Genomic DNA, 17,339 nt, shown 5'->3' with positions numbered 1-17,339 from the left:
GTTTTGGACGCAGATGACTTTCTGGGAAGGCCGGCCCCGGCACGGGACCGGCCTTTCGCCATTTCAGGGTGGTGCGGACAGGCCGGGCGGATTTGTTGTCTCCGCTGGCCTTGGAGCCGCGGCCTCCTGGGGTTTGCCCGGTGGGTGGGCAATGGCGCCGGGGAGATACCAGAGCGATGGCGCCGAAGGGTCGTCGGGCGTGGTGCCGAAGGGTGCGGGGCGATGGGCGCCGAAGGGTTCGTAGGGCGACGGCGCCAAGGGTCGTAGGGCGTGGCGCCGGAGCGTTGTGGGGCGATGGCGCCGGGGGGTCGCAGGGCGTAGGTTGACCTTCCTCAGGGACGCGTCGTGTAGGGGACCGAGGGGTCGGGTAATAGGTGGCCATGATTGTCCGGGTGGTGCGGACGGCCGTGCTGGTGGCTGCGCTTGCGGTGGGCGGCTGCTCGATGGCCGACGACGGCGGGCGGGACTACAACCCGGCCCATCAGCCCGACTACGTACTTCCGGGGCTCGACGGCTCCTCGAATCCCACGCCGCTGCCGACCTGGCCCGGCTCCGGTTCCGGCCTGGGACTTCCCGGGTTGGGCCAGGCCGCGCCCAGCGAACCCGACCAGAGCGTGCGCGGCGGCGCCGGGTACGCCGCCAAGCCGCACACCTTCGCGCTCGCCAGCGGAGCCGATGTCGTGCGGGTGAGCGTTGCGGACCTCGGCGGCGAGCTGTTCGACGTGTCCACCCCGGGCGACTCGGCGGCGGCGCCGGACGTCGACGTCGACGGGACCTCCGTGGTGACCCGCCTGCGGAAGACCGGTAAGGCAGGCCCCTCCCTGGTCACCGTCTTGCTGGCGCGGGACGTCCGGTGGCATGTGCGGCTGGTCGGCGGCGCGAGCGACGAGGCTGTCGATCTCACCGGGGCGGCACGCGGCGGTGACGTCGAGCTCGGCGCCGGCACGAGTCGTGCCGAGGTGACCCTGCCCGCGGCCGCCGGCACCCAGAAGGTGGCCGTGAACGGGGGCGCGAGCCTGCTCGAGGTTCGGCTCGCCGGTTCCGCGCCGGTCCGGGTCGCGGTTCGCGACGGTGCCGGGGACGTGACCATCGACGGTCAGGCACAGTCGGGGATCGCCGAGGGCTTCCTGCACGTGGCGCCCGGCTGGGAGACGGCCAGGGACCGCTTCGACATCGACGTGGCCTCGGGGGTCTCGTCCCTCACCGTCACCCACGGCTGAACATCAGCCGTGCGGCCCCGCCCAAGGACGAATCCCTGGGCGGGGACCGGGTGGCCTTTGTGGAGGGTTCGGGGTCAGCAGAGGTGGAGCTGGCGCCAGTCGACGTACTTGAAGTTGGTGCTGGGCCGGCCCTCGTCGGGCTTGTTCTCTCCGTCGTGCAGGACGAGCAGTCCCTCCGGGTAACCCGGGAGCGGCGTGGGCGTGGCCGCGGCGCCGTCGGAGTGCTGGACGCCGTCGGTTCGGCTGCCGTCGGTCACCGCGAACGTGGTGACCGGCTTGTTGGTGCGGCGGTCGTAGACGAAGAAGCGGCTGTCGCCCTGGCTCGACACCAGCAGGTAGTCCTGGTAGATCGTGGCACCCTCGACGTCGGCGTGGATGCGGCCGCCCTCACCCGGGCCGGTCAGCGTGCAGTCGCCGTCGTAGGGTGCGCCGAACTCGGCGACGTACTCGACGATGTGCTTCTTCTTGGTCCTCAGGTCGATGCGCCACAGGCCGACGTCCTCCTGGGCGGCGTAGAGGACGCCCGCCTTCGGGTCGATGACCATGCCCTCGACCTGGGGATCCTCGCCGGGGTCGGCGCACGGTGTCCAACTGCTGCCGTCCTTGCGCGTGAAGGTGCGGGGCAGGTCGAGCGTCTCCCGGCGGGTGTAGGTCACCTCGCGGCCCCGGTCGATGATCTCGAAGAAGCCGAGGCGGGTCGTGTGGCGGCGGCTCACCGCGGCGAGGCTTCCGTACGTGGCCAGGCCGTAGCCGGTGGCCTGCAGCTCGACCTCGGCCTCGTCGGCGGAGAACAGCAGCGGCGCGTCCGCGACGGTGACGTCGGTGAGGCGCAGCGTGCCGGGGTCGATCCGGTAGAACCGCAGCCGATCGCGGCCGCGGTCGGTGACCACGACGAGGTTGCGGCCGGTGATGTCCACATTGTTGAACCGGCCGCCCTCGCCCGCCGGAATCGACTGGATCTCCCGTCCGGCGAGGTCGTAGACGCGCAGGCCGCCGTTCTTGGCCGTGCCGACGACGAGGCTGCGGGCGCGGTCCGACGGGTGCACCCAGATGGCCGGGTCGTCGGCGTCGGCGTCGCCGCCGGCCTCGTCGTCGAAGAGCGCGGGTGTCTCGGTGGAGGCGGTGACCCGGTGGTCGGTGCCGCCCGCGGGGGCAGGACTGCCGGCGACCACCTCGGAGCCGGCCGCGTGGGCGGGGGTTCCGGCGATCAGGAGGGCCCCGGCGATCGCGAGTGCGAGAGTTCGACGCATATCTAGAGACGCTTATCGATCGGTGTGGCCGGCAGGTGAACGGGTGATGGCGATCGTCTGACCAAGGTCAGAGAACCTGCTACGGTCGCGACATGGACCAGATCGAGCTGGTACGCGAGTTCAACCGCTACTACACCCGGCGCGTCGGGGTCCTGACCGACCAGTATCTCGGGCAGCACCGCCCCCTCGGGGAGGCCCGGCTGCTCTTCGAGATCGGCGCCGGAGCCGAGGTGCGCGACCTTCGTACCCGGCTGGGGCTGGACTCCGGCTATCTGAGCCGGCTGCTGCGCTCGCTGGAGGGCGAGGGACTCGTCCGGGTCGGCGCGCAGCCGGACGATCGCCGCGTGCGGGTCGCCGAGCTGACCGACGCCGGCGTCCAGGAACTGGCGGAACTGGACGCCCGCTCGCGAAGGGCGGTCGACGCGCTGCTGCGCCCGCTGACGCCGGCGCAGCGGGAGCGGCTGGTCGCCGCCCAAGGGCAGGTGTGGCGCCTGCTGCGGCTCGCCGCGGTGGACATCCGCCGGGTCGACGACGCGTCCGGAGTCGCGCGGAACTGCCTGCTGACGTACGCCGCGGAGCTCGAAGACCGGTTCCCGGAGGGATACGACGCCTCGACGCTGACACCGCCGGGGCAGCTGGCGCTCCTGGTGGCCTGGGAGGACGGTGAGGCGGTCGGCTGCGTGGCGTGGCGCCGGCTCGGTCCCAAGGCGGCCGAGGTGCGCCACCTCTGGGTCGGCCCGCGGGCGCGCGGCATCGGGCTGGGGCGCCGGCTGCTCCAGGAGATCGAGGCCGATGCGGCGGCCCACGGGTTCACCACGATCCGGCTCGCTACGCACCGGGCGCTGACCGAGGCCATCGAGCTGTACCGCAGCAGCGGATACCGCGAGATCGCACCCTATGACGGCTCGCCGTACAACCAGCTCGCCTTTGAGAAGGGCGCCGCCTGACGGGTTAGGGCGCCTTCTCGCACAACGCCTTGATCGGCAGGTCCGCGTCGGGGACGTGTCCGGGCGGCCACGGGGAGCCGTACAGTTCGGCCGACATCACCACGGTCATCCACGGCACCCAGGGGCTGCGGAGCATCATCGGCTGGGCGCCCTGGAAGTAGAGGTTCACCGACCAGTCGAGGGGGTTGGGCTGGATCAGGATCAGCGAGCGGAATTCGTACGCCTGCTCGCCGTCCCGGTCGCGCAGCACGAGTCGCTGGCTGGTGATCGTGGCGGCCTGCCGCCCCTCGTGCCGCCAGCCGGCCCGGGTCGTGGCCCCGTTGCCGTTGCTGGTGAAGAAGTAGCCGCCGCTGGCGAAGATGCCGCTCGAGTAATCCACGTCGGCGGAGTAATAGGCGAGTACGTCGACCGGAAAGGCGCCGTACTCGTTCTCCTCCGGACGGAGCGCGACGGTCGGCTTCACCGGAGCGGGGTGCCCGCCGCGGTGGACGAGGCGGGCGAGCAGAGACATCGAGCGCCATCCCGCGTCGGTCTGTTCCTTCGTGAAATCCCACGTCACCCTGGTCACGAGACCCACCGTGACACGGTCCGCCGAGCCGCCACCAGTGCTTTCGCCCGCCCGTGCGGCGAAATGCCCGGAGCGCGGAGGCCCCTCAGCCGAACGTCCGGTATGCACCCCCCACCCGATGCCACCCGGACGGAGGACAATCCAGCGAGCCGGCAGCCGCGCGGCCTACTGCCTGGTAGGGGCCGTCTGGGCGCAGCATTCGCCGAAGGTGGAGATCGATCCGCAGAGGCAGGAGTCGGCGTGCCGGACGAGGCGGAGCCGCGGGGGCGCATAGGCGACGAAGGCCATGCCCAGCGGATCCCTCTCGGTGAGCAGGCTCAGCCTGGCCGAGCGCATGGCCTCCGCCACCGACTCGCGGCGGAGCAGGAAGTTCTCGAGGAAACGCTGCCCGAAACGGGCTCCCAGGCTCTCGTCGGTGATGATCTCGGTGCCGATCACTCCGGACGCCTGCGCCCGCTGGATGAAGGCCTCGACGAAGTTCATGGCGTACTTCGGCTGGACCACGGCCGTGCGGCAGCCGTTCAGGAAGACCAGGGGCCGGCTGCGCTTCCAGAAGATCTTGCCGTTGGCCACCTGGGCGTAGTCGATGCCCAGGGAGGTGGGTGAGCCCACCTGCAGGGCGGGTACGCCGTTCGCCTCGGTGCCGTGGCAGTAGAAGTACACGAAGTGCGGCGACTGCCGGCGATCGCGCAGCGCGGACAGCAGTTGCTCGCGATCCTGGAAGTCGGCCACCGAGCCGGAAGCCCGGAGCTTGCTGAGCACCCAGGCGGTGTGCCGGCCGACGAACCGGTCCGCGACTCCCATGATGACGCGCAGATCGTCCGCCACCTCGATGTAGGTCGGCGCGCTGCCCCCGCCCACCGACTGCGGCAGCGTCACGCCGTGCCGGAAGCCCCAGAACCCGGCCGGGCACACCACGGTCTGCGGGTGGGTGGTCTCGCCCAGGAAGCACGGATGGCCGGCCAGGTCGGCCCCCGCGTCGATGGCGGCGAGTGCCTGCTCGCACAGCGTCCAGTCCTCGCATTCCACGCCCGTGTCGAGGTCGAAGTCGTACAGCAGCGCGGCCGGCACGGTGTACGACGCCTTGACCTTGTTGGCGAACTCGACGAGCCCGGGGCGCCGCATGAGTCTCTGCAGGGCGGGGATCGGGGAGTCGTCGTCGTCCTCCAGCCCTTCCGCGGTGCAGGCGACGCCGCCGATGACCGCTGTCCACATGAAGTAGCCGGCCAGGGCCAGTTCCTTGAGGTCGCTCGCGAACGTGGGAGTGCGTCTGGGCTTGAGGTACTTGAAGGTGATGCCCGCCTTCCAGCCCTCGGTGTCGCCCCAGGCCACCCACGAGAGGGTCCGGCGTACCCGGCCGAGGAAGTCCTCCGCCTCGCCCGCGGTGACCACGGTCGTCGCCTTGACGGCGGAGTCGCCGAAGAAGCGGAAGCTGTGCGTACCGTCGTCGTTGTTGTTGGCGAAGACCGACAGGCGCAGCGGCGGCAGGCGGGCCAGCGACGCCGGGTCGAGGACCGAGTCGGTCACGTAGTCCAGGGTCGTGCGCAGGGCGTCGCGCCGGCGGACCGGCGTGGGGGAGACGGTGACCTGGACGACCCGGGACTGCAGCAAGGTGTTGCGGCAGTAGATGTTGCACCGGAGCCGGTAGGTCCCCGGGCTGCCCGGCACGTCGACCGGGAAGAGCAGCCGGTCTGCGGAGCGGAAGTCGTGCGTGGGCTGGCGGTCGATGTCCACCCCGCCGTCGCCGCGCAGGATCAGGCGGCCGACGTCCGCTCCGGCCGTCAGCCCGAGCTCGCCCGGATAGTCGAAGAGGGCGACGGTGATCAGTTCGCCGGTCCGCGCGTCGTCGGGGAGCGTCAGCGGCGCGGGGAAGTCGTCGATGCTTCCCGGCACCGCGGACGGCGCGACCGCCAGCCAGAAGAGGTAGCGTCCGCCGGCCAGGGTCAGATCCGACGGCAGCGGGTCGTCCGGCGCCCAGTCCCGGGCGAAACCGGTGCTGACCACCTGGGCGCCCGGCTCCTGGTCGTCGGCCCGGGCCGCTCCCGCGGGCGGGACCTCCCCGGGCGGCGAGCCCTGCCGCGGGCGTTCGAACTCCAGCTCCGCCTTCCTCCAGTTCAAGCGGTAGACCTGCCGGGTCAGCTTCCCGACCAGCCTGGCCGCCAGATACGGGAGTGGGAGGAGCAGCAGGACCGGAAGGGGCAGGTTGCCGAGGTAGTCGAGCAGGTCGGTCAGCACGGACACGGTCAGCGTCCGCCCTGGACGCCGCCGCGCTCGGTCAGCATCGGATGGGTGGCGTCACTCTCCTGGTCGGTGCCGAGGGCGGGCCGGCGTCCGTCCAGGAAGTACGCCAGGGTCCAGCCGTTCTTGCGCTGGGTCAGGATGAAGACCACGAGCAGCAGGAAGTACGTGGCGAAGCCGGCGAAGAGCCCGATCCCGTACGCCGCGAACAGGGCGGTCTGTTCGGGGAAGAGTGCCAGGATCGCGCCGCCACCGACCGCGCCGACGAGGGACAGCAGGTCGAGCAGCTTGACCGAGCCGCGGTAGCGGTTGATGAAGTAGGTGTTCCAGCCGATGACGACGCCGAAGAAGAACGCGCCCCATTCGATGAAGGTCATGGACCATGGTGGGCGGCTCCGTACTCTTCGGACAATCCGTCATTCAGGCCGTACTCTTAGTGACTTTGGTCGAGGAAGGCGAGGGCCGTGGAGGCGAACAGCGGCGACAGGAACAGGTTGTAGTGCGTGAGGCCCGGCAGGATCGCCAGGGCATGCCCACCCTCGGGCCGGCCCTCGCCGGTCCAGCCGCCGTCGCGGGCGCCGCCGCCCAGCAGCTCGAAGATCTCCACGAAGTGGCTGGGCGGCACCAGGTCGGCGTCGGCGCCCATCACCAGGGTCGGCACCTGCAGGCCGCGCACCTCCTCGGTGAAGTCGAAGTCCTCCGCCATGGCCGCGCCGATCTTGTCCAGCAGCCGGGGAAAGTCCTCGGGCCGGGGAGCCACCCGCTGGTAGAGCTCGTACATCGGGGTGTCCTTCATGAACTCGGCGGCCGCGGCGCCGACCTGGCCCTGCTGCTCGAGGATCTCCGGGTACGTGGCGGTGCGGCGGATGCCGGCCGAGGCGGTGACCAGGCGGCCCACCTTCTCCGGGTGGCGGATCCCGAGCAGGAGCGCCACGCCGCCGCCGAGCGAGTAGCCGACCACGTCGGGCCGCTGCAACCCCAGGTGGTCGATGAGGGCGGCGATGTCGTCGGCCATCGACCGGATGTCGAGCGGGCGGTCGATGTCGGCGGTGCGGCCGTGGCCCTGCAGGTCGACCAGGATGACCCGGTGGTGCTCGGCGAAGGTCCCGACGAGCGGGCCGAACATCTCGCCCGAGCCCAGGCCGCCGTGCAGCAGGACCAGCGGGTGACCGGTCCCGTACGTCTCGTAGTAGAGGTTGATTCCGTTGACGTCCGCGTACTGGCCCGTGCCGGCGCTGTCGGCGGTCCACTGGGTGGCGGTCATGTCGGCTCCTCGTGTGCTCGGTGCGATCTGACGTAGGGGTAGACCGGGCTCGTGCCCCGAACTCATCGCCGGGTCGGCTATTTTTCTGACCGTGGATGATGTGGCGCGGCTCGAGGCGTACCGGCCGGAGCTGACGGCGTACTGCTATCGCATGCTCGGGTCCGCCTTCGAGGCCGAGGACGCCGTCCAGGATGCCCTGGTGCGGGCCTGGCGCGGCCTCGACGGCTTCGAGGGGCGTTCCGCGCTGCGGTCCTGGCTCTACCGGATCGCGACGAACGTCTGCCTGACCATGCTGGACAGCGCCCAGCGGCGGGTCCGGCCGATGGATCTGGGCCCGGCCGGGTCCGGGCGGGCGACCGGCGCGGGCGAGCCGCGACCCGACGAGATCTGGGTCGGCCCGGTGCCGGACGCCCGGGTGCTGCCCGAGCGCGCGGATCCGGCGGAGGTCGTCACCGTCCGCGAGTCGATCCGGCTGGCGTTCGTCGCCGCGCTGCAGCATCTGCCGCCGCGGCAGCGGGCCGTGCTGATCCTGCGTGAGGTCCTGGCGTGGTCGGCGCAGGAGGTGGCCGATCTGCTCGACACCTCGGTCGCCAGCGTCAACAGTGCGCTCCAGCGGGCCCGCGCCACGATGTCGGCCGCCGACACCGGCGGGGACGTCCAGCGGCCGCTGGACGACGAGCAGCGGGCGTTGCTCAGCCGATACGTGGCGGCCTTCGAGACGTACGACCTGCAGGCGCTCACCGCGCTGCTGCACGAGGACGCGACGCTGTCGATGCCGCCGCTGCCGCTGTGGCTGCGCGGCCACGACGACATCGCCGCCTGGATGTCCGGCACGGGCAACGGCTGCCGCGGCTCCCGCCTGGTGCCGGTGGCGGCCAGCGGCCTGCCGGCCTTCGGGCAGTACCGGCCCCGCCCCGGCGGCGGCCACGATCCGTGGGCGCTGATCGTCCTGGAGATCTCAGCCGGGCGGATCGCGGCGGTCAACAACTTCCTCGACACGGCCCGCCTGTTCCCGCACTTCGGCCTGCCCGCCCACCTGGAGTAACACGTCGGAGAGGCCGAGCAGGCCGATGAGCCGGAGCAGCTCGGGGCGGGCGCCGGTGACGACCGTCCGCCGGCCGTGCCGCCGCGCGGTGAGGCAGGCCAGCAGCAGCGCCTCGACCGTCACCACGTCAGGCCGGGTCACCGCGGCGACGTCGCAGACCACGACGCCGGCGTCCGGACCGCGCAGCCGCTCGGCGAGCGCGGCGCGCAGGGCGGGGAGCTCGGCGCGCGTGATCGTCGCGGCGAGGACCAGGGAAATCGTGGGGACGGCCATGTGGATAGGGACCCCGGGTGCCCCCGAAACTCATCGTCAGGCGCGCGATGGCCGTCCCACCGGATCCGGCGGGACGGCCATTTCTCCGTACGGGTCGCAGGTCAGCCGGCCGGGCGGGCCACCCGGGACGCGGCCGCGGCGTTGTCGGCGGCGGCCTGGGTGCGCTGGGCGCCGGTCACGCAGACGTCGTCGCCGAGGAAGGCTTCGCGCCACACGTAGCCCTGGATGCAGGTGTGCGGGCCGAACGGGCCGTTGACCCATCGGGAGGGGGCCGCGGCGTTGTCCGCCGCCACCTGGGCGCGCGTCGCACCGGTCACGCAGACGTAGTCGGCCAGGTCGGCGTCGCGCCAGACGTAGCCGCCGGCGCAGGCGTTGGGTCCGTAGACCAGGCGGGCCGGGTTGCGGCGGCTCGCCGCGGCGGCGTTGTCGGCGGCGGCCTGGGTGCGCTGGGCGCCGGTCACGCAGACGTCGTCGCCGGCGAAGGCTTCGCGCCACACGTAGCCCTGGATGCAGGTGTGCGGGCCGAACGGGCCGTTGACCCATCGGGAGGGGGCCGCGGCGTTGTCCGCCGCCACCTGGGCCCGCGTCGCACCGGTCACGCAGACCTGGTCACCGGGGCGCGCCTCGCGCCAGACGTACCCCTGCAGGCAGCGGTTGACGATGTCCGTGCTGATGGTGACGGTGGCGGCGTCGCCGGCGACGCCGTCGATCCTGATCCGTACGCCGTTGGCGTCGAGCGACTGCACGGGTGTGCCGCCGGGGCCGGTGCGCAGCAGGTACGGGGTTCCGTTGCGCACCTCGTGGATGAGTACCGTGTCGCCGGGGATGCCGGCGCTCCAGCCGGTCTTGCGGCGGAACTCCACGGTGTACCCGGCGAACAGGTCGCCGGGGTTGTAGGGGATCCGCACCAGCAGCGGGCCGGCCGCCTGGGGCCGCTCCAGCGGCGCCAGGGTGACGGTACGCGTGCCGACCCCGTCGGCGCCCATCGTGAGGACCCGGTTCTTCGCCAGCCAGCCGAGCTCGTCGCGGTGGTAGGCGTTGAGGCCGACCGGGTTGGTGCCGTACGTACCGGCGGTGCCGTAGATGTGCATCGCGCTCATCTCGTCCCACGGGTCGTCGTACTCGCCCGGCTGGGACCACGGCGCGTTCTGGTACGTGGTGTCGTTGGAGAACGAGTGGCCCAGGTTGTACCCGTGCAGCATCTCGTGGGCGGCGAAGCCGAGGTTCCAGGCGTTCTGGTCGAGCAGGACCCGGCCGCCCGCGGCACCGGAGTCGGTGCCGTCGTTGAGGATCGCGACGACCCGGTGGCTCGCCGGTACGGTGTAGCCGCCCGCGGCCGCCGCGTCGACGCACCGCTGGATGCGCGTACCCCGGTCGGTGTTCTTGTTCTCCTCGAACGTGAACCGCTCGGTGAACCATCCGCGCACGACCGAACCGGCCAGCGAGACCCGGCCGCCGGACTGGTCGGCGAAGTAGTCGGCGGCGCCGCCGGTGCCCGCGCCGGCCTGGGTGAGGAAGTTGGCGAAGAAGGACGGGGGCTTGGGTTCGGCCGGCCTGTCGCTGGACTTGCAGAGCAGCACCGACCAGGGGGTGTTGTTGCGTACCGGCGTGGCGGCCGCCGGTGCCGACGCGACGGTCAGCGTGACGCCGACCGCCGCGAGGGCGGTGGCGGCGACGGACGCGACGCGCTTGGTCAGGGTTTGCACCAATGTGGTTCCTCGCGCTGAGGCGATCCGGCCGTTCCGGATCGCGTGCACGACAGATCGAAACATCGAGATCCGTCACCACGCATGTACCGTCGGCTATATGACTCCCCTGGCTTCGCTCAGAGCTGTGCGGGCGGTTGCCGGAGGGCGGCCACCCACTCCTCCGGCCACGGTGCGCTGCGCGCGCCCGTGTCCTCGTCGTGGCCGCCGTCGATGTGTACCGTCACGTAGCGTCCGGACGCGGCCCGGGCGCGCGGGCGGCCCGGGAGCTCCTCGCGCCAGATCTCGAAGGTGAACGTCATCGACGCGGTGCCGATCCGGGCGATCTCGACGATCGCCGTGACCTCCTGGTCGAAGCGCAGGGCGGCCTCGAACTCGACCTCGTAGCGCACCCGCGGGGCCCGGGGGAAGTAGCCGGGAAGCCCGTGCGCCCGCATGAGCTCGGCCTCCGCGGCCTCCACATACCGGGTGACCGCGGAGTTGTGATAGATGCCCGCGGCGTCGGTGTCGATCCAGCCCACCCGGGTGCGGTGCACCCCGCGCGCGACGTAGGCGTCGGTCACCGCGGGGTCCAGCGCAGATGGACCTGCGGGCCGGCCTGCTGCCGGAGCAGCGCCAGCCGCGGCGGGATCTTGTCGGTGCGGGACGTCGGCGGCTTGCGGCTGCCGGCCCGGAACTGGATCGGCCAGTCGGCGCCCTCGCCCCGGTAGTTCTGCTCCGCGGCGGCGTGCAGCGTCCACTGCGGGTCGTAGAGGTGGGTGCGGCCCAGGGCGCACAGGTCGGCCCGGCCCGCCAGCAGGATGGAGTTGACGTCGTCGTAGGACGAGATGGCGCCCACGGCGATGACCTTGGCGCCCGCCGGCCCGGCCGCGAGCTGGCGGATCCGGTCGGCGAACGGGGTCTGGTAGGAACGGCCGTACGCCGGCTGCTCCTCCTCGGTGACCTGCCCGGACGAGACGTCGATGGCCGCCGCGCCGTGCTCGGCGAAGGCTCGGGCGATCTCGACGGCGTCGTGCTCGGTGTTGCCGTCGGGCACCCAGTCGGTGGCCGAGATGCGGACCGTCACCGGGATCCGGCCGGGCACGGCCGCGCGGACGGCGTCGAAGACCTCCAGGGGAAAACGCAGGCGGTTGGCGAGCGTGCCGCCGTACTCGTCGGTGCGCTTGTTGGCCACCGGCGAGAGGAAGGAGGACAGGAGGTAGCCGTGCGCGGCGTGGACCTCGACCAGATCGAAGCCCGCGGCGACGGCGCGGCGGGCGGCGGCGGCGAAGTCGGCCACGACCTTGTCGAGGTCGGCGCGGTCGGCCTCGCGGGGCAGGTGGCAGTTCTGACCGTACGGCACCGGCGACGGCCCGATGACCTCCCAGTTGTCCTCGGCGAGCGGCTGGTCCATGCCCTCCCACATGAGCCGGGTGGAGCCCTTGCGTCCGGAATGGCCGAGCTGGACGCCGATCTTCCCGGTGGTCCGCGCGTGCACGAAGTCGGTCACCCGCCGGTACGCGTCGCGCTGCTCGTCGTTCCACAGACCGGTGCAGCCGGGGGTGATCCTGCCCTCCGGGGAGACGCAGACCATCTCGGTCATGACGAGCCCCGCGCCGCCGAGCGCCTTGGAGCCCAGGTGCACCAGGTGGAAGTCGTCGGGTACGCCGTCGGTCGCCGAGTACATGTCCATCGGCGACACGACGACCCGGTTCTTCAGGCGCAGCGGCCCGATGTCGACCGGCTGGAACATGGCGGGCACGGCCTCGCCCGTCCCCGCCGCCTCGGCGAACGCCGACTCGATGCGGCGGGCGAACTCCGGGTCGCGCTCCTTGAGGTTGTCGAAGGTGATGCGCCGGGAACGGGTCAGCAGGTTGAAGCAGAACTGGGCGGGCTCCTGGCCGGCGTACATGCCGATGTTCTCGAACCATTCCAGCGAGGCCTGCGCCGCGCGCTGCGTCGACTCCACCACCGGCTTGCGCTCGGTCTCGTACGCCTCGAGCGCGTCGGGGAGCGACGGCCGCTCGTGCAGGCACGCCGCCAGGGCGAGGGCGTCCTCCATGGCCAGCTTCGTGCCGGAGCCGATGGAGAAGTGCGCGGTGTGCGCGGCGTCCCCGAGCAGGACGACGTTGCGGTCGTGCCAGCGCCGGTTGCGTACGGTCGTGAAGCTCAGCCACTTGGAATTGTTGGTGAGCACCTCGTGGCCGGCGAGCTCGCCGGCGAAGATCGCCTTGATCTTCTCGACGGCGTGCTCGTCGGAGGCGCCGGGCGCTAGCGGCGTGCCCTCGGTCGCGTCGAACCCGGCGCGGCGCCAGACGTCCTCGTGCATCTCGACGATGAAGGTCGATCCGCTCGCCGAGTACGGGTAGCCGTGGATCTGCATGGTGCCCCACTCCGTCTGCTTGACGAAGAACTGGAACGCCTCGAAGACCAGGTCGGTGCCGAGCCAGATGTACTTGTTCGCCCGGTGGTCGAGGGCCGGCCCGAAGGTGTCCGCGTACTTGGTCCGGATCCTCGAGTTGACCCCGTCGGCGGCCACCACCAGGTCGAAGGAGGTGCGCAGCTCGTCGGCGTCGGGGGCCTCGGTCTCGTAGTGGACCGTCACGCCGAGGTCCGCGGCGCGCCGCTGGAGCAGGTGCAGCAGCTCCTTGCGGCTCATCGCGGCGAAGCCCTGCCCGCCGACCGTGAAGCGGTGACCGTCGACGTCGATGTCGATGTCGGTCCAGCGGGCGAAGCGGCGGGCCATCTCGTCGTGGATGACCGTGTCGGCGTTCTCGATGCCGCCCAGCGTCTCGTCGGAGAAGACGACGCCGAAGCCGAAGGTGTCGTCCGGGGCGTTGCGTTCCCAGACGGTGATCTCGTGGCCCGGGTCCAGCTGCTTCATCAGGGCGGCGAAGTAGAGGCCTCCGGGGCCGCCCCCGGCGATGGCGATTCTCACGCGGGTTCCTGCTCTCGTTCGACGCGCTGCCGGAGTACGTAGCGCTGCAACTTGCCGCTGGGATTGCGCGGGAGCGACGAGCAGAAGCGGACCTCGCGGGGGTACTTGTACGGCGCCAACTGCTGCTTGACGTAGTCCTGGATCTCCCTGGCCTTCGCCGCGTCGCCCTCGACGCCGTCGACCAGCACCACGAAGGCGCACACGATGGAGCCCCGGTCGGCGTCGGGCTTGGCGACGACCGCGGACTCCGCCACGTCCGGATGGGTGTTGACGGCCGCCTCGACCTCCGGACCGCCGATGTTGTAGCCCGAGGAGACGATCATGTCGTCGGTCCGCGAGCAGTAGAAGAAGTAGCCGTCCTCGTCGCGGTAGAAGGTGTCGCCGGTGACGTTCCAGCCGTCGACGACGTAGCCGGCCTGGCGCTCGTCGTCCAGGTAGCGGCAGCCGACCGGGCCGATGACGGCCAGCCTGCCCTCGACGCCGGGAGGCAGCTCCTCGCCCTGCGGTCCGAGGATGGTCGCCCGGAAGCCGGGCACCGCCTTGCCGGTCGCGCCGGGACGGATGTCGTCGCCGGCCGCGGAGATGAAGATGTGCAGCAGCTCGGTGGCGCCGATGCCGTCGATGATCCGCAGACCGATGGCGGCCTCGGTCTCCTCGCGGACGCTGCGCGGGATGTGCTCGCCCGCGCTCACCGCGACGCGGAGGCCGCGGAGCTTCTCGATCTTGCCGGACTTCAGGATCTGCCGGTACGCCGTGGGCGCGGTGGCCAGCGCCGTGACCCCGTGCTCGGCGACGAGGTCCGCGAGTTGCGTCGGCGTCGCGCTCTCCACGAGGAACACGCAGGCGCCCGCCCGGAAGGGGAAGACCACGAGCATGCCGAGCCCGAAGGTGAACCCGAGCGGGGCCGTACAGGTGACGACGTCGTCGGCGGCGAGCTTGAGGACCTCACGGCCGAACGTCGCGTCGATGGCCAGCAGGTCGCGGTGGAAGTGAGTGGTGATCTTGGGGGTGCCGGTGCTGCCCGAGGTGGGCCCGAAGAGGGCGACGTCGTCGGCGGCGGTCGCCACGGCGGTGAACCCGCCCGGCTTCCCGGCGCAGAGGGCGGTCAGGTCGCCGTCGCCGGGGCCGCCGAACGCCACCACCGCGAGGTCGAGCGCGCCGGCCTCGCGGACGGCCTCGACCTCCGCGGTGAACCGGTGGTCCACCAGCGCGATCGTCGGCCGCGCCTTGGCGACGACGGGAGCGAGGTCCCGGGCGCGCAGGGCCGCCATGGTGGTGACCGCGATGCCCCCGGCCTTCAGCACCCCGAGCCAGCAGGCCACCAACCACGGATTGTTGGGCGAGCGGAGCAGCACCCGGTTGCCGGGTTCGAGGCCGAGGTCCTCGACCAGCACCTGGGCGACCTGGTCGGCGCGCCGCTGGAGCTCGCCGTAGCTCCACGTCTCGCCCGAGTCGGTGCGGATCGCCGGCCGGTCGGGGCCGAACGTGGCGACCGCGACGTCGACGAGCTCCGCGGCCGCGTTGAGGCGGTCCGGGAACCGCAGCAGGTCGGTGGTGAACTCCAGGTGCGGCCACTGGTCGGACGGCGGCAGGTGGTCGCGGGCGAAGGTGTCGGTGTGGGCCGAGGGGGAGAGCTGCATGGGAAGTCCCTTCCAGGGGTGGGTCAGGACGCGCGGATCATGCCTTCCTGCACGACCGTGGCCAGGTGTTCGCCGTCGCGGGTGAAGAAGCCGCCCTGGCCGAGCCCGCGCCCCGAGCCGGCGGAGCCCGCCTGCTGCGCGTAGAGCAGCCAGTCGTCGAGCACGCCCGCGCCGGGGACGCGGTGGAACCACATCGCGTGGTCCAGGCTCGCGGTGACCAGGCCGGGCCTGGCCCACGGCAGGTCGAGCACGCGCAGCACCGGCTCGAGGATGGTGTAGTCGCAGACGTACGCCAGGGCCGCCAGGTCGCGCTGCGTGCGGGTCAGGCCCTCGACCGGCCGCAGGGCGTCGTACGGCTTCACCCAGACGGCCTGGTGCGGCGCCCGTTCCCCGTCGACGTTCAGGTAGACCGGCCCGGGCACGTGCCGCATGTCGAAGCTGCGCCCGCCGGCCCAGTACGCCTTCGACTCCCCGGTCATCGTCCCGCCCTCGCGCGGCGCGAGGTATTCGGCCGAGGTGGGCAGCGTCTCGGGGCCGGGGACCTCGGGCGGCCGTACGGCGAAGGTGCCGGAGGGCTCGCCCTTGGCGAAGGAGGCGAGGGCCACGTACACCGGCTTGCCGGACTGGAAGGCGCGGACCTGGCGGGTGGCGTAGCCGCGCCCGTCGCGGAGCACCTCCACCTCGTAGCGGACCTCGGCGCCGATGTCGGCCGGGCGCATGAAGTAGGAGTGCATGGAGTGCAGCGTCTTGCCGTCCTCCGGGCCCTCGGCAACGGTCCGCATGGCGGCCGCCGCGGCCGCGGCGACCAGGTCGCCGCCGTACGCCTTCGGCCAGGGGCAGGGCTGGGTGACCGCGGTGTAGGCCACGTCGAAGTGCTGCGGCTCGGCCTCCTTCAGGGTGACCGAGGCGGTGAAGGTCTCCGAGGTCGGCGTCACGGGCGCTCGCTCCAGTCCCGCAGCGCCTCGTCCGCGACGTCGTCGAGGTTGACCACGATGTTGTCGGGGGTCCGCGTCGTCATCCAGGTGAGCGGCTTGTTGCGGTCCAGGTTGCACTCGACGTGCGGCAGGTACGGCGGGACGAAGACCCAGTCGCCCTCCTCCATGTCGATGTAGTCCTGAAACTTCGCTCCGAAGTAGATGCGCGCGCGGCCGGACAGGACGAACCCGCCGGTCTCCGCCTCGCCGTGATGATGCGGCACCGACCGGAAGCCGGGCTCGTTGCTGACCTTGCCGAACCAGAGCCGCCGCGCCGGCGTGTGCTGGGGGCTCACGCCCGCGATGCGGGTGGCGCCCGCCGACTGCCCGGTCAGCCCGGACTCGAGTCCTCCCCGGGTGACGACCGGGACGACCAGGCCGTTGGTGGCGTACATCGAGTTGTCCCCGTCGAGCGGGAAGTCACCCTCGGTGAGATTCATGTCGACTCCTAGTCCTTGACGACGATCCGGTTGCGCAGCACGCCGATGCCGGTGATCTCGGTTTCCAGGACGGCGCCGTCGGTGAGGTACACCGGGGGCGTCATTCCCATTCCCACCCCTGCGGGCGTGCCGGTCAACACCAGGTCGCCGGGGCGCAGCCGGGTGACCGCCGACGCGTACGCGACCAGCGCGGCGGCGTCGAAGACCAGCGATCTCGTGTTGCCGCGCTGGCGCTCGGCGCCGTCGACCCGGCAGACGACGTCGAGGCCCGTGACCGGATCGAGCTCGTCGGCGGTGACCACCACCGGGCCGATCGGCGTGGTGCGGTCCCACGCCTTGCCCTGGAACCATTGCAGGGTCCGCTTCTGCCAGTCGCGGACCGACACGTCGTTGGCCGCCGTGTAACCCCAGATGGCGGCGGCGGCCTCGGCCCGGCCGGCGCCGCGGATCTCGGCGCCGACGACCACGGCCAGCTCGGCCTCCCAGTCCACGTCCAGTCCGGACGGAAGGACGATGTCGTCGGCCGGGCCGGTCAGGGTGTCGGCGTACTTGGCGAAGAGCGTCGGGTGGGCGGGCAGCTCCCGGCCCATCTCCAGGATGTGGTCGGAGTAGTTGAGGCCGCAGCAGATCACCTTGTTCGGGGAGGGCAGCGGCAGCTCCAGGCGGGCGGGCCGCACCGGCTCGCCGATCAGGTCGCTCACGGGACGGCCGGAGAACTCGTCGAGATAGGCGGACAGGTGCGGTGCGGGCAGCCGGCGCCACCCGTCGCCCGGGTCGACCGCGGCCGTCGTGCTGCCGTCCGCCGGGGCCACCGTCGCGAACCTCATGCGTCGCACACCTCCAGGCCAGGTATGCAG

At 71.8% G+C, this 17,339-nt stretch carries 16 protein-coding genes; 3 read left to right on the top strand and 13 right to left on the bottom strand.

Translation table 11 applies throughout. The annotated features are described in order from the left end of the window. Window positions 1–392 precede the first annotated feature (392 nt). Window positions 393–1,220 carry a hypothetical protein gene (locus IEY99_RS23635; RefSeq protein WP_189206208.1) on the top strand — a complete coding sequence of 276 codons (828 nt, stop codon included), beginning with the start codon at window positions 393–395 and terminating at the stop codon, window positions 1,218–1,220. A 74-nt stretch (window positions 1,221–1,294) separates the two neighbouring features. Here IEY99_RS23635 and IEY99_RS23630 read toward each other — a convergent pair whose 3' ends face one another. Then, on the bottom strand, window positions 1,295–2,470 hold the full coding sequence (locus IEY99_RS23630; RefSeq protein ID WP_189206207.1) for a phytase: 1,176 nt from the start codon (window positions 2,468–2,470) through the stop codon (window positions 1,295–1,297). A gap of 92 nt (window positions 2,471–2,562) precedes the next feature. Here IEY99_RS23630 and IEY99_RS23625 point away from each other — a divergent pair, with 92 nt between their 5' ends. Then, window positions 2,563–3,417 carry a bifunctional helix-turn-helix transcriptional regulator/GNAT family N-acetyltransferase gene (locus IEY99_RS23625; RefSeq protein ID WP_189206206.1) on the top strand — a complete coding sequence of 285 codons (855 nt, stop codon included), beginning with the start codon at window positions 2,563–2,565 and terminating at the stop codon, window positions 3,415–3,417. A 4-nt stretch (window positions 3,418–3,421) separates the two neighbouring features. Here the strand turns inward: IEY99_RS23625 and IEY99_RS23620 are convergent, their stop codons facing one another. The 4 genes from IEY99_RS23620 to IEY99_RS23605 all read right to left on the bottom strand — a co-directional run bounded on the left by IEY99_RS23620 (window position 3,422) and on the right by IEY99_RS23605 (window position 7,487). Next, window positions 3,422–3,985, bottom strand: a complete 564-nt coding sequence (locus IEY99_RS23620) for a hypothetical protein (RefSeq protein ID WP_189206205.1) — start codon at window positions 3,983–3,985, stop codon at window positions 3,422–3,424. Between the two features lie 165 nt (window positions 3,986–4,150). After that, the gene (locus tag IEY99_RS23615; RefSeq protein WP_189206204.1) at window positions 4,151–6,226 is read right to left on the bottom strand and encodes a CHAT domain-containing protein; all 2,076 of its coding nucleotides are present in this window, start codon (window positions 6,224–6,226) and stop codon (window positions 4,151–4,153) included. 2 nt (window positions 6,227–6,228) lie between these two features. Next, window positions 6,229–6,600 (bottom strand): hypothetical protein, encoded by a 372-nt coding sequence (locus IEY99_RS23610; protein ID WP_189206203.1) that lies wholly within the window; start codon window positions 6,598–6,600, stop codon window positions 6,229–6,231. A gap of 56 nt (window positions 6,601–6,656) precedes the next feature. Further along, window positions 6,657–7,487, bottom strand: coding sequence for an alpha/beta fold hydrolase (locus tag IEY99_RS23605; protein WP_189206202.1), 831 nt, complete (start codon window positions 7,485–7,487; stop codon window positions 6,657–6,659). Between the two features lie 91 nt (window positions 7,488–7,578). Here IEY99_RS23605 and IEY99_RS23600 point away from each other — a divergent pair, with 91 nt between their 5' ends. Beyond that, entirely contained in the window at window positions 7,579–8,532 is a 954-nt protein-coding gene (locus IEY99_RS23600; RefSeq protein WP_268245141.1) for a sigma-70 family RNA polymerase sigma factor, read from the top strand. Here IEY99_RS23600 and IEY99_RS23595 read toward each other — a convergent pair. The 8 genes from IEY99_RS23595 to IEY99_RS23560 all read right to left on the bottom strand — a co-directional run bounded on the left by IEY99_RS23595 (window position 8,446) and on the right by IEY99_RS23560 (window position 17,309). Then, window positions 8,446–8,805, bottom strand: coding sequence for an STAS domain-containing protein (locus IEY99_RS23595; RefSeq protein WP_189206201.1), 360 nt, complete (start codon window positions 8,803–8,805; stop codon window positions 8,446–8,448). The two genes, IEY99_RS23600 and IEY99_RS23595, sit on opposite strands and share 87 nt — an antisense overlap. A 101-nt stretch (window positions 8,806–8,906) precedes the next feature. Then, a complete protein-coding gene (locus IEY99_RS23590; protein WP_189206200.1) occupies window positions 8,907–10,511 on the bottom strand; it encodes a metallopeptidase domain-containing protein in 1,605 nt (534 codons plus the stop codon). A 119-nt stretch (window positions 10,512–10,630) separates the two neighbouring features. Further along, complete coding sequence (locus tag IEY99_RS23585; protein WP_229799150.1) at window positions 10,631–11,074, bottom strand: acyl-CoA thioesterase; 444 nt, start codon at window positions 11,072–11,074, stop codon at window positions 10,631–10,633. Continuing rightward, a complete protein-coding gene (locus tag IEY99_RS23580) occupies window positions 11,071–13,428 on the bottom strand; it encodes a bifunctional salicylyl-CoA 5-hydroxylase/oxidoreductase (protein WP_189206199.1) in 2,358 nt (785 codons plus the stop codon). Before IEY99_RS23580 ends, IEY99_RS23585 begins: the two co-directional genes overlap by 4 nt. Further along, on the bottom strand, window positions 13,425–15,068 hold the full coding sequence (locus tag IEY99_RS23575; protein WP_189206198.1) for an AMP-binding protein: 1,644 nt from the start codon (window positions 15,066–15,068) through the stop codon (window positions 13,425–13,427). The genes IEY99_RS23580 and IEY99_RS23575 overlap by 4 nt, the downstream gene beginning before the upstream one ends. A 23-nt stretch (window positions 15,069–15,091) precedes the next feature. Then, window positions 15,092–16,003 (bottom strand): acyl-CoA thioesterase, encoded by a 912-nt coding sequence (locus IEY99_RS23570; RefSeq protein ID WP_189206197.1) that lies wholly within the window; start codon window positions 16,001–16,003, stop codon window positions 15,092–15,094. Beyond that, complete coding sequence (locus IEY99_RS23565) at window positions 16,000–16,482, bottom strand: cupin domain-containing protein (RefSeq protein ID WP_189206196.1); 483 nt, start codon at window positions 16,480–16,482, stop codon at window positions 16,000–16,002. The genes IEY99_RS23570 and IEY99_RS23565 overlap by 4 nt, the downstream gene beginning before the upstream one ends. Window positions 16,483–16,490: 8 nt before the next feature. Continuing rightward, the gene (locus tag IEY99_RS23560; protein ID WP_189206195.1) at window positions 16,491–17,309 is read right to left on the bottom strand and encodes a fumarylacetoacetate hydrolase family protein; all 819 of its coding nucleotides are present in this window, start codon (window positions 17,307–17,309) and stop codon (window positions 16,491–16,493) included. Window positions 17,310–17,339 lie beyond the last annotated feature (30 nt).

This window comes from Couchioplanes azureus (assembly GCF_014648355.1).
Classification (GTDB): domain Bacteria; phylum Actinomycetota; class Actinomycetes; order Mycobacteriales; family Micromonosporaceae; genus Actinoplanes; species Actinoplanes azureus.
This window is presented reverse-complemented; position numbering and strand designations above follow the sequence as displayed.

What these genes read in the sequence shown, in the direction of transcription:
- IEY99_RS23595 (WP_189206201.1), bottom strand. Translation starts at nt 8,805, where the DNA reads ATGGCCGTCCCCACGATTTCCCTGGTCCTCGCCGCGACGATCACGCGC.
- IEY99_RS23560 (WP_189206195.1), bottom strand. Translation starts at nt 17,309, where the DNA reads ATGAGGTTCGCGACGGTGGCCCCGGCGGACGGCAGCACGACGGCCGCG.
- IEY99_RS23610 (WP_189206203.1), bottom strand. Translation starts at nt 6,600, where the DNA reads ATGACCTTCATCGAATGGGGCGCGTTCTTCTTCGGCGTCGTCATCGGC.
- IEY99_RS23565 (WP_189206196.1), bottom strand. Translation starts at nt 16,482, where the DNA reads ATGAATCTCACCGAGGGTGACTTCCCGCTCGACGGGGACAACTCGATG.
- IEY99_RS23625 (WP_189206206.1), top strand. Translation starts at nt 2,563, where the DNA reads ATGGACCAGATCGAGCTGGTACGCGAGTTCAACCGCTACTACACCCGG.
- IEY99_RS23575 (WP_189206198.1), bottom strand. Translation starts at nt 15,068, where the DNA reads ATGCAGCTCTCCCCCTCGGCCCACACCGACACCTTCGCCCGCGACCAC.
- IEY99_RS23630 (WP_189206207.1), bottom strand. Translation starts at nt 2,470, where the DNA reads ATGCGTCGAACTCTCGCACTCGCGATCGCCGGGGCCCTCCTGATCGCC.
- IEY99_RS23605 (WP_189206202.1), bottom strand. Translation starts at nt 7,487, where the DNA reads ATGACCGCCACCCAGTGGACCGCCGACAGCGCCGGCACGGGCCAGTAC.